The organism is Kitasatospora sp. NPDC001540 (assembly GCF_042894345.1).
GTDB classification, from domain to species: domain Bacteria; phylum Actinomycetota; class Actinomycetes; order Streptomycetales; family Streptomycetaceae; genus Kitasatospora; species Kitasatospora phosalacinea_C.
In genome coordinates, this window is sequence record NZ_JBIAVO010000020.1 from 37,954 (window position 1) to 47,520 (window position 9,567).

12 protein-coding genes are annotated in these 9,567 nt (G+C 74.8%); 7 read left to right on the forward strand and 5 right to left on the reverse strand.

The features are described from left to right. Positions 1-10: 10 nt before the first annotated feature. On the reverse strand, positions 11-1,174 hold the full coding sequence (locus ACFY00_RS22875; protein ID WP_388033317.1) for a hypothetical protein: 1,164 nt from the start codon (positions 1,172-1,174) through the stop codon (positions 11-13). 94 nt (positions 1,175-1,268) lie between these two features. On the opposite strand from ACFY00_RS22875, the gene ACFY00_RS22880 reads away from it, so the two are divergent. Beyond that, entirely contained in the window at positions 1,269-2,117 is an 849-nt protein-coding gene (locus ACFY00_RS22880) for an alpha/beta hydrolase (RefSeq protein ID WP_388033318.1), read from the forward strand. Between the two features lie 170 nt (positions 2,118-2,287). Continuing rightward, a complete protein-coding gene (locus tag ACFY00_RS22885; protein WP_388033320.1) occupies positions 2,288-2,809 on the forward strand; it encodes a YbhB/YbcL family Raf kinase inhibitor-like protein in 522 nt (173 codons plus the stop codon). 4 nt (positions 2,810-2,813) lie between these two features. Here the strand turns inward: ACFY00_RS22885 and ACFY00_RS22890 are convergent, their stop codons facing one another. Then, positions 2,814-3,308 (reverse strand): FBP domain-containing protein, encoded by a 495-nt coding sequence (locus ACFY00_RS22890; RefSeq protein ID WP_388033321.1) that lies wholly within the window; start codon positions 3,306-3,308, stop codon positions 2,814-2,816. A gap of 113 nt (positions 3,309-3,421) precedes the next feature. On the opposite strand from ACFY00_RS22890, the gene ACFY00_RS22895 reads away from it, so the two are divergent. Next, entirely contained in the window at positions 3,422-3,931 is a 510-nt protein-coding gene (locus tag ACFY00_RS22895; RefSeq protein ID WP_388033322.1) for a SixA phosphatase family protein, read from the forward strand. A gap of 27 nt (positions 3,932-3,958) precedes the next feature. Next, positions 3,959-4,552, forward strand: a complete 594-nt coding sequence (locus ACFY00_RS22900; RefSeq protein ID WP_388033324.1) for a hypothetical protein — start codon at positions 3,959-3,961, stop codon at positions 4,550-4,552. Between the two features lie 83 nt (positions 4,553-4,635). Here ACFY00_RS22900 and ACFY00_RS22905 read toward each other — a convergent pair whose 3' ends face one another. Continuing rightward, positions 4,636-5,727, reverse strand: a complete 1,092-nt coding sequence (locus ACFY00_RS22905) for a hypothetical protein (protein WP_388033325.1) — start codon at positions 5,725-5,727, stop codon at positions 4,636-4,638. A 281-nt stretch (positions 5,728-6,008) separates the two neighbouring features. Between ACFY00_RS22905 and ACFY00_RS22910 the strand changes: the two genes are divergently transcribed. Beyond that, positions 6,009-6,806 (forward strand): VOC family protein, encoded by a 798-nt coding sequence (locus ACFY00_RS22910; RefSeq protein ID WP_388033327.1) that lies wholly within the window; start codon positions 6,009-6,011, stop codon positions 6,804-6,806. A 3-nt stretch (positions 6,807-6,809) separates the two neighbouring features. After that, positions 6,810-7,343: a DinB family protein gene (locus ACFY00_RS22915; RefSeq protein WP_388033329.1), complete on the forward strand. Its 534-nt coding sequence runs from the start codon at positions 6,810-6,812 to the stop codon at positions 7,341-7,343. A gap of 23 nt (positions 7,344-7,366) precedes the next feature. Here ACFY00_RS22915 and ACFY00_RS22920 read toward each other — a convergent pair whose 3' ends face one another. After that, the gene (locus ACFY00_RS22920; protein WP_388033331.1) at positions 7,367-7,759 is read right to left on the reverse strand and encodes a MerR family transcriptional regulator; all 393 of its coding nucleotides are present in this window, start codon (positions 7,757-7,759) and stop codon (positions 7,367-7,369) included. Next, the gene (locus tag ACFY00_RS22925) at positions 7,756-8,742 is read right to left on the reverse strand and encodes a helix-turn-helix transcriptional regulator (RefSeq protein ID WP_388033333.1); all 987 of its coding nucleotides are present in this window, start codon (positions 8,740-8,742) and stop codon (positions 7,756-7,758) included. Before ACFY00_RS22925 ends, ACFY00_RS22920 begins: the two co-directional genes overlap by 4 nt. Before the next feature lie 106 nt (positions 8,743-8,848). Here ACFY00_RS22925 and ACFY00_RS22930 point away from each other — a divergent pair, with 106 nt between their 5' ends. Then, complete coding sequence (locus tag ACFY00_RS22930; RefSeq protein ID WP_388033335.1) at positions 8,849-9,445, forward strand: DinB family protein; 597 nt, start codon at positions 8,849-8,851, stop codon at positions 9,443-9,445. Positions 9,446-9,567: the final 122 nt, after the last annotated feature.

The following is a 9,567-nucleotide window of genomic DNA, read 5'->3' on the forward strand; positions in this document are numbered from 1 at the left end:
GGTCGGGCGGTCACCGGAGGGCTTGGCCGATCCGGTCCAGCGAGGAGAGCCGCATCAGGCCGTAGTGGTAGAACTCGACCTCCGGGACGCCCAGTTCGCGCAGGGTGGTGATCTTGGCGGTGAGGTTGGCGGGGCCGTCGCAGTCGGAGGCCATCGGACGCAGGATCACCGCCATGTCCCGCGGGCGGACGCCGTGCAGGGCGAAGGCGGCGACCTTCTCGCGGACGGCCTCCGGGGTCCTCGCGTAGCCGAGGGTCTCGATCTGGTGGGCGGCGCCCGCGAGCGCGGGCAGGTCGATGCCGGACAGCCAGCCGGTGCCGGGGCCGCCGCCGTCCATGAAGGTCAGCCGCATGCCCCGCTCGGCCGCGGTGGCGGCCAGTTCGGCGGCCAGCGAGGTCACGGTGCGGGCCGAGGCGTCGACGTACGCGGCGAAGGCGCCGCCCGCCAGCTCGTCCAGCGCGGCCGGGGCGAGGGCGCGCGACTCGTCGGCGAGGCGGGCGCGCAGCTCGGCGCGGACGGTGTCGCGGACGTGCTCGGCGGGGACGCCCGCGGCGGTCGCGGCGGCCAGGCAGTGCGGGCAGAAGCAGACCGACAGCAGGGCCTCGGTGACCGGGCCGAGCTCCTCGAAGTAGCGCTCGTGGTGGTAGCCGTGCGCCAGGCCGTGGAAGTGCAGCGACTCGGCGCGGACCGCGTCCACGCCGTAGCGGCCCAGCTCCTCGACCAGGGTGCGGCAGTAGTCGCGGACCTCCGGGTTGGCCGGGCACAGCTCGGTCAGGTGGCGGTCGCCGAAGGCGTTGGCGGGCGCGCAGTCCGGGTGGGCGAAGCCGAGCCGGTCGTTGTGGCAGAAGACCGTCCAGGCGTGCAGCTTCAGGCCGCGGCGGCGGGTCTCCTCGGCGGCCTCGGCGAACGGGTCGCGCTCCCCGATCGCGGTGGAGGGCAGCGGGGCCAGCCGCCGCCCGGCCCAGCGCGCCGGGTCGGGGCGGAAGTACGCGGCGCCCGGCTCCAGGTAGCGCAGCGCCCGGCGCGGGTTGTGCGGGAAGACGTCCCGGGCCTCGTGGTAGACCGAGGCGAGCGTGACGCCGCCGACCCCGGCCCGATCGGTAAGGTTGCCGAAGAAGGTGTCGGCCCCTTCGTCGAGCAGGTCGGTGGCGAAGGCGAGGACGGACGTCTCCACGGGGCAACTCCGGAGAAGGAAGTACGGGGAGTGACCACGCTAACCGTGCGCTCCCGTATTGGTCTATACCTGGCTGGGTGAGGAGAGCGGCTTCATGACGGTCTACCGGGGCTTCGACCAGCAGGAACTCGACCGGGAGTACTCGCCCAGCACCAGGGCCGCCGACTTCGACGCCGAACTCGCGGCGTACGCGGCCGAGAGCCGCCGGGCCCTGCGCGAACTCCCCGGGCACCGCGAACTGCGCTACGGGCCGGACGCGCCCGAGCTGCTCGACTACTTCCCCGCCGCCCGGCCCGGCGCGCCGCTGCACGTCTTCGTGCACGGCGGCTTCTGGCAGGAGCTCGGCAAGGAGGACTCCGCCTTCCCCGCGCTCGACCTCGTCCCGCACGGCACCGCGTTCGCCGCCGTCGGCTACGGGCTCGCCCCGCGGTGGACGGTCGAGCGGATCGTCGAACAGACCACCTCGGCCGTGCGGTGGCTGGTCGACCACGCGGCGGAGCTCGGCGCCGACCCGGAGCGGATCGTGCTCAGCGGCAGCTCCGCCGGGGCGCACCTGGCCGCGTCCGCGCTGCTCGACGAGCGGCTGCGCGGGCGGATCCGCGGGGCGGCGCTGCTCAGCGGCGTCTACGACCTGGAACCCGTCGCCCTCAGCTACGTCAACCAGCCGCTCGGCCTCGACCCGGCCCGGGCCGCCGCGCTCAGCCCGCTGCGCGCGGGGCGGGCCGCGCTGGCTGCGCTGCCGCCGGTGGTGCTGGCGCTGGGCGAGCACGAGACGGACGAGTTCGGGCGGCAGCAGGCGGAGTTCGCGGAGGCGCTGCGGGAGGCGGGGGTGCCGGTGCACGAACTGCTGGTGGGCGGGCGCAACCACTTCGACCTGGTCTTCGACCTGGGGAAGGTGGGGACGGTGCTGGGGGCGGCGGTGGAGGCGCTCTGGCGGAGCTGAGGCGGGCCGGGGCGGCTGCGGGGTGCTGTTACGAGGGCCCGAAGCGGCACGGACCTCCGGTGGGCTCCGGCCGCCAGCAGCTCGGACCCGCCGTTCCCCGGGCCCCTGATGTGGGGGTTCGTGGATAGGCTGGGCGGTATACCCAGGGCCTTCGACGAGGACGGTGACCGATGACCGGGCGCATTCCGCTTCCGTACGACTTCCTGCCGCCGGTGCCGGCGTTCCGGCTGCGCAGCGCGGATCTGGTGGACGGGGGGACGATGCCGGACGCGCAGGTGCACGCGGCCGGGAACACGTCGCCGCAGTTGTCGTGGTCGGGGTTCCCGGCGGGGACGCGGTCGTTCGCGGTGACCTGCTACGACCCGGACGCGCCGACGGCGGCGGGGTGGTGGCACTGGCTGGTGGTGAACCTGCCCGCGGAGGTCACCGAGCTGGCGGCCGGGGCGGGGGCGAGCGACGGGGAGCTGCCCGGTGGGGCGTTCCACGTGCGCAACGACTTCCCGGGGCACCGGTACGACGGGGCGGCGCCGCCGCCCGGACCGGCCCACCGGTACGTGTTCGCGGTGCACGCGCTGGACGTGCCGGCCCTGGAGGTCGGGCCGGAGACCCCGGCGGCGCAGGTCGGGTTCCAGCTGACCGCGCACGCGCTGGGGCGGGCCCTGCTGACGGTGGAGTACCAGTCGGCGCCGTGACGGCTCAGGCCAGCACCTGGCGGAGGAACGCCTCCAGGTTGGTGACCGTCCGGGCGATCTGCTCCTCCAGCGGGAGCGACTCGTCCGGGCGGCTGACCGTGGCGGGGCGGCGCAGGCCGCGGACGTACAGCGAGCAGGCCAGGTCGGCGCAGAGGTAGGTGCCGACCGAGTTGCCCTCGCGGCCCGCCGCGCCCGCGCGGGGGGCGGTGAGCAGCGAGACGCCGCTGCCGGCGTGCGAGGTGATGCAGACCGAGCAGACGTTGGTGCGGGTCAGGCTGCGCCTCACGTTCGGCGAGCGGAGGGTGATGCCGACCGGGGCGCCGTCGAGGACGGCGACCAGGTAGGCCCGGTCGGGGGCGCCGAGGTCGCGCCAGCCGAGGAAGTCCAGGTCCGCCCAGCGGCGCTCGGCCAGGTCGCGCGGGACGGGCAGCCGCTTGGCCTCGCCCTTGGAGCAGTTGACGAAGGACGCCCGGATCTCGGGCTCGGTCAGGGCACGCATGCCCCGACGCTAACCGAACGGGCGCGGTCGTGTCGTCCGGTTTTCCACCGGTATCGCCCCTCGGTCCGCGCGTTGGGTGGAGCGCGGTTCGCGGGGCGGGCCACACTGGGGGGATGACCCAACAGCGGCGGTTGATCGTGCTGCGGCACGCCAAGGCGGACTGGCCGGACGTCCCGGACGAGCTGCGGCCGCTGGCCGAGCGCGGCCGGGCCGACGCGGTGGCGGCCGGACGGTGGCTGGCGGAGCACGAGTTGGTGCCGGACCGGGTGCTGTGCTCCACCGCGGTGCGCACCCGGCAGACCTGGGAGCTGGCCGAGCCGGAGCTCGGCGGCGCGCCCGAACTCGTCCTGGAGCCGCGGGCGTACCGCGCGGAGCCGGACGAACTCGTGGAGCTGCTGCGGGAGTTGCCGTCGGTGGTGCGCACCGTGCTGCTGGTCGGGCACCGGCCCGAGGTGCAGGGGCTGGTGCTGGGGCTGGCCCGGGAGGACGGGAGCGAGGCGCTGGAGCGGCTGCGGGAGAAGTTCGCCACGGCCGGGGTGGCGGTGCTGGAAGTATCGGGCGAATGGGGGCAACTCGCTCCCAGAAGCGCCGAGTTGACCGACTACGCGGTGCCGCGCGGGTGAGCGCGGGGGGCGTGATAGGCATGGGGCATGCGCTTCGATGCCGTTCCCGAGCCGCCCGCCGTGGCGGCCCGCCCGCGTGACGAGCGGGGCTACCCGGTGCCCGCGATCACCCCGTGGGAGGACGGGCGCCCGCAGTTCGCGCTGACCGACCACGAGCGGTCCGCGGCCTGCGCCCGGGAGCGGCTGTGCTCGGTGTGCAACACGCTGATGCCGCTGGGGCCGGTGTGGCGGGTGGTCGGCGGGGCGGAGGCGGCGGCGATCGGCGAGGCGCTGGCGGCGGGCCGCCCGTACCGGAACATGGCGCCGACCACGGAGGGGCCCGGCCACCGGGCCTGCATGCTGTACGCCGCGATGGTCTGTCCGTACCTGGCCCGCTCCAACGCCCGCCGCCGGGTGTCGGCGCAGGGCGACGCCCCGGACGGGCTCACCGCGCACGTGGTGCGCGGGGCCGCCCGGGGTGACATGGGGGCGGTGGTCGGCTTCGCCGAGTACGAGTTCGCGATCACCCCGACCAGGGTGCTGTTCCGCTTCCTGGACCCGGTCGAGTGGCTCCCGCACGACAACGCCGACCAGCAACTGCCGAACCTGCAGGAGGAGTTGGCCCGGCTCGACCGGCAGTAGGCGGGCGGGGCCGGCGGCGGGGGAAGTCCCGGTTCGCGGACCCTGAATTCGCGAACCGGGACTGGTCGGTGACGGCGTGCCGGTCAGCCGCGGTAGGCGGGCAGGCCGACGGTGTCGGAGACCTTGGTCGGGGTGCCGCCCTTGGCGGGGACGGTGTAGATGCCGTCCGGGGCGCGGAAGGCGATGGTCTTCCCGTCGGGGGAGAAGGCCGGCTCGGTGTAGTCGACGGTGGCCTGCGGGGTCAGGTCGCGCTCCGGCGCGCGGTAGTCGCTGCCCTTGGTGAACAGGTGGCTGTGGCCCGCGACGGAGCGGACGAACACGATGTCCCCCTCTTCGTCGCGGTCGGGCTGCGAGCCCTTGGCGACGGCCATGCCCTCCTGCCGCAGGTACTCGTCACGGATGTAGACCTGGCCGTCGTCCTTGTTCGCGTAGACCGAGGAGCCGATCCGGTTGCCGACGTTGGGCCACAGGTTGCCGGTCTGCGGGATCGGCGTCGGGGTGTCGTCCGAGGGGCCGTTCAGGTGGATCGGGGCCGGGGTGCCGCCCTGTGCGGGCACGGACAGGATCCGCAGGGTGCCGTGGTCGTCCGCGGTGAACTGCAGGTTGTTCTTCGGCTTGAGGTAGGTGCTGTTTTCTTCGGCGTTGGGGGTGAAGACCTGCCAGGTCGGGTGGGACCAGGTGACGCCGGACGGGGCCTCGGCGACGACGGTCTGGTGGCTGCCGTCCGGGTCGGAGGTCTCCAGGTTGCCGTTGCCGTCGACGAAGGCGGCGCGCTTGCCGTCCGGGGACCAGGCCAGGTCGCGGACCACGGTGCCGAAGTCGACGGCCCCGCCGTCCATCAGCACGGTGTTGGTGCCGGTGCTGATGGTCAGCCCGGTGCCCCTGGTCAGGTTGAGGGCGGCCTTGACCGGCTGGGTGGGCGGCTGGGCCGGGGCGGACGGGGTGGCCGTGCCGGGGGCGGACGTGGCGGCGCCGGTCGTGGTGGCGGCGGACGGGGACGCGGACGCGGTCGGAGCGGCGGTGCGGGAGGGAGTGGTGGCCGGTGCGGCGGCCTTGGCGTCGGCCTTGGCGTCGGCCGACGGGTCGCAGGCGGCCAGCAGCAGGACGGAGCCGGCGGTGATCGCGGAGACGAGGGCGACGGCGGAGGAGCGGCGGAGGCGGGCGCGCGCGGACATGGATGGTTCCCCCTGGAACGGAGTCGGTGGTGTGGGTGCCCCGTCGGTTCTCTCGTTCCGTCTTCCGGGGTGATGACCAGAGCCTCGCAGCCGGATGACCCTGCGGCGTGCGCGAATCGTCACTGCGAGGCAACAGGCGTCCGGACGCCGCCGAGCGCGCCGCCGCGCGGTCGTCCGGGGCACTGGCTAGCGTGGCAGGGGCATGTGCTTTCCCCCGGGGCCGGCGGGCCCCGGGCCCCGCCCCCGACCGCGGGGGGCTCGACAGCGGAGGGAGAGGCACCGTGACGGCACCACCCGAGGGCACCCCGGTCTGGGCGGACGCGATGTTCGCCGACCCGGAGGGCGCCAAGGCGTTCTACGGACAGGTGCTGGGCTGGACGTTCGGCGAGGCGGCGTCCGAGTTCGGCAGCTACACGCAGGCCCTGAAGGACGGCAAGGCGGTCGCCGCGATCGTCCCGCCGCCGCCCGGGCAGGAGGGGCACTCCGCGTGGGTGCTCTACCTGTCCACCGACGACGTGGCGGACGCCGCGCAGCGGATCCGGGCGGCCGGTGGCGGCGTGCTGATGGAGCCGATGCAGGTCGGCAGCTTCGGTTCGATGGCGATCGCCCAGGATCCGGCGGGCGTCGTGTTCGGCCTCTGGCAGAGCGGCGACCACCGGGGCTTCGAACTGCGCGACGCACCCGGCAGCTACGGCTGGGCCGAGGTGTTCACCCGGGACACCGCCGCCGCCAACTCCTTCTTCCCGCAGGTGTTCCCGTACCGGGTGCGGAAGATCGTCGACGACAAGGTGGACTACAGCGTCTACCACCTCGGCGACGCGCCCGTGCTCGGCGCGATGGGCATGGGGCCGGACGTGCCCGCCCAGGTGCCGCCGTTCATCAGCGTCTACTTCCTGGTGGACGACTGCGACGCCGCCGCCGGACGGGTCGCCCAGGCCGGCGGGCAGCTCGTCTTCGGGCCGATGACCAGCCCGTTCGGGCGCTTCGCCTCCTTCGTCGACCCGCAGGGCGCGGCGTTCTCGCTGATCGACCCCGGGGCCGCCGAGGGCGCGCGGCCGAACACGGTGGAGGTGGCCTGAGGCATGGTCACCCCGCTCCCCGAGCCGCTCCCCGAGCTCACCGGCGAACGCGCCGACCTGCTGGCCGCCCTGGACAAGCAGCGCGGCTTCCTGCGCTACACCGCGCGCGGACTCACCGACGAACAGGCCCAACGGCGCACCACCGTCAGCGAACTGACCCTCGGCGGGCTGATCAAGCACGTCGCCGGGGTCGAGGAGCGCTGGCTGCGGTTCGCCGTCGGCGGCGCCGAGGCGATGCGCGCCGAGGGCGCGCCCGATGACGCCGACAGCTGGGCCGCGCAGTTCCGGATGACCGACGGCGAGACCCTGGACGTCCTGCTGGAGCGCTACCGGGCCGTCGCCGAGCACACCGACACCCTGGTCGCCACCCTCGACCTGGACAGCGAGCAGGCGCTGCCCGAGGCGCCCTGGTTCGAACCCGGCGCGGCGTGGAGCGTGCGGCGGGTGCTGCTGCACGTCATCGCGGAGACCTCGCAGCACGCCGGGCACGCCGACATCCTGCGCGAGGCGCTGGACGGGCAGCGGACCATGGGCTGAGGGCTGCCGGGAGCGGGCCGGGCTCAGTCGGCGGTGCGGTCGGCGGGCAGGACGCTGCGGTAGTAGTCGATCTTGTCGCGGAGGTGGGCGCGCTGGCGTTCCAGCAGGGCGATCCGGTCGTTGACGGCGCTGTCGTGGCGTTCCAGCAGCTCGATCCGGCCGAGCAGGCTCTCCGGGCCCTCGGTGCGGGCGAGTTCGGCGTAGCGGCGCATGTCGGCGATCGGCATGCCGGTGTCGCGCAGGCAGCGCAGGATGCCCAGCCAGCCGATGTCGTCCGGGCTGAACCGGCGGTGGCCGCTGGTGGCGCGGGTGATGGAGGTGAGCAGGCCGATCCGCTCGTAGTAGCGCAGGGTGTCCAGGCTGAACCCCGAGCGTTCGGCGGCCTCGGCGGGAGTGAGCAGCTGCGGTGTCGTCACCCTGCCGATTCTGCCCGGCCGTTGGCGCGCGTGCAGCGGGTGAAGCGTTCGCCCCAGGCGGCCAGCAGGGCGGACAGCTCCGGCGGGGAGGCGATCTCGAAGTCCACCCCCAGCGAACCGAGCGCCATCGCGGGCCACTCCAGGGCGTCCGCCTGCATCAGCACCCGGCTGCGCCCCGGCCCGGCCTCCCGCACCTCGGCCCAGGCGCCGAGCCGTTCCCGGACGGTCGCCGTGGGTGCCTCCACCAGCGCCTCGACCCGGTGCGGGCGGGGCTGGCCCTGCAGGCCGGCCCGGACGAACTCGGCGGCGTCGGCGGCCGGGAGGGTGCGCGGCAGGAAGCGGGCCCCGGTCGGCTCGGGCCCGGCCAGGCGGTCCAGGCGGAAGGTGCGCCAGTCCTGGCGGGTCAGGTCGTAGGCGACCAGGTACCAGCGGCGGCCCAGCCGGACCAGGCCGTGCGGCTCCGCGTGCCGCTCGGAGGCCGCGCCCCCCGCCGCCTCGTACCGGAAGCGCAGCCGCTCGGTGTCCCGGCAGGCCAGGGCGACGGCGGTGAGGACGTCCGGGGCGATCCGGGCGGCGGTGTCCACCCGCCAGTCCGCCGGGACGGTGACCGTCCGCAGCGCCTCGACCCGGCGGCGCAGCCGGGCCGGCATCACCTGCACCACCTTCGCCAGCACCCGCACGGACGCCTCCGCGAGGCCCTCCACCGCGTTGTCCGCCGCCACCTGCAGCCCGACGGCCAGCGCCACCGCCTCCTCGTCGTCGATCACCAGCGGCGGCAGCGCCGCCCCCGCCGCCAGCTGGTAGCCGCCGTCCACGCCGCGCCGGGCCTCCACCGGGTAGCCGAGCTCGCGCAGCCGGTCCACGTCGCGGCGCAGCGTGCGCGGGGAGACGCCGAGCCGGGTGGAGAGCTCCTCGCCCGGCCAGAAGCGGTGGGACTGCAGCAGGGTGAGCAGGCGCAGGGTGCGGGCGCTGGTGTCGGCCATGGATCCCATCCTCCGGCAATTGCGGACGGGAAGTGACCGCAATGGTCCGTAGCGTGGAACACGAAGGAAGCGAGCAGGACCGCCGTGGCGATGGGAGAGCGACAGCATGAGCACCGAGACCGTTGAGAACGTCGAGAACACCGGGGTCGTCGAGACGGCGGAGGGCCAGTACCCCGACGCGACCGCCGAGGGCCCGACCCCCGAGCACGCCGACCTGATCGCGGAGCTCCGCGCCGTCCGGCACTTCCTGCGGTTCACCGCCCGCGGCCTCACCGACGAGCAGGCCGCCCGCCGCACCACCGTCAGCGAGCTCACCATCGGCGGCCTGATCAAGCACGTCACCTCGGTGGAGCGGACCTGGGCGGCGTTCATCGCCGTCGGCACCTCCGCGATGCCCGACTTCCACGCGATGGCCGAGGCCGACTTCCAGGCCCGGGTCGACGAGTTCCGGCTGCTGCCCGGGGAGACCCTGCTCGGCGTCCTCACCGCGTACGAGGCGGTGGCCCGCGGCACCGACGAGCTGCTGGCGGGCCTGGCCGACCTGGGCGTCTCGCACCCGCTGCCCGCCGCGCCCTGGTTCACCCCCGGGGCGAGCTGGTCGGCCCGGCGCACCGTGATGCACATCATCGCCGAGACCGCCCAGCACGCCGGGCACGCCGACATCATCCGGGAGTCCCTGGACGGGCAGAAGAGCATGGGCTGACCTCCAGCAGGTGCAGGGGGTGGGGGGGGGGGGGCGGGGGGGCGGCCCCCCCCCCGCCGGGGTTTTGATCCACCCCCTGAAAAACCCACGGCGTCGCACCCACCACTGGGGGGGCCGAGCCA

Bases quoted from the DNA above. Each gene is read 5' to 3' on its own strand.
- ACFY00_RS22900 (WP_388033324.1), top strand. From the start codon at position 3,959: ATGCGCTTCGATGCCGTTCCCGAGCCGCCCGCCGTGGCGGCCCGCCCG.
- ACFY00_RS22905 (WP_388033325.1), bottom strand. From the start codon at position 5,727: ATGTCCGCGCGCGCCCGCCTCCGCCGCTCCTCCGCCGTCGCCCTCGTC.
- ACFY00_RS22880 (WP_388033318.1), top strand. From the start codon at position 1,269: ATGACGGTCTACCGGGGCTTCGACCAGCAGGAACTCGACCGGGAGTAC.
- ACFY00_RS22895 (WP_388033322.1), top strand. From the start codon at position 3,422: ATGACCCAACAGCGGCGGTTGATCGTGCTGCGGCACGCCAAGGCGGAC.
- ACFY00_RS22885 (WP_388033320.1), top strand. From the start codon at position 2,288: ATGACCGGGCGCATTCCGCTTCCGTACGACTTCCTGCCGCCGGTGCCG.
- ACFY00_RS22925 (WP_388033333.1), bottom strand. From the start codon at position 8,742: ATGGCCGACACCAGCGCCCGCACCCTGCGCCTGCTCACCCTGCTGCAG.
- ACFY00_RS22915 (WP_388033329.1), top strand. From the start codon at position 6,810: ATGGTCACCCCGCTCCCCGAGCCGCTCCCCGAGCTCACCGGCGAACGC.
- ACFY00_RS22930 (WP_388033335.1), top strand. From the start codon at position 8,849: ATGAGCACCGAGACCGTTGAGAACGTCGAGAACACCGGGGTCGTCGAG.
- ACFY00_RS22890 (WP_388033321.1), bottom strand. From the start codon at position 3,308: ATGCGTGCCCTGACCGAGCCCGAGATCCGGGCGTCCTTCGTCAACTGC.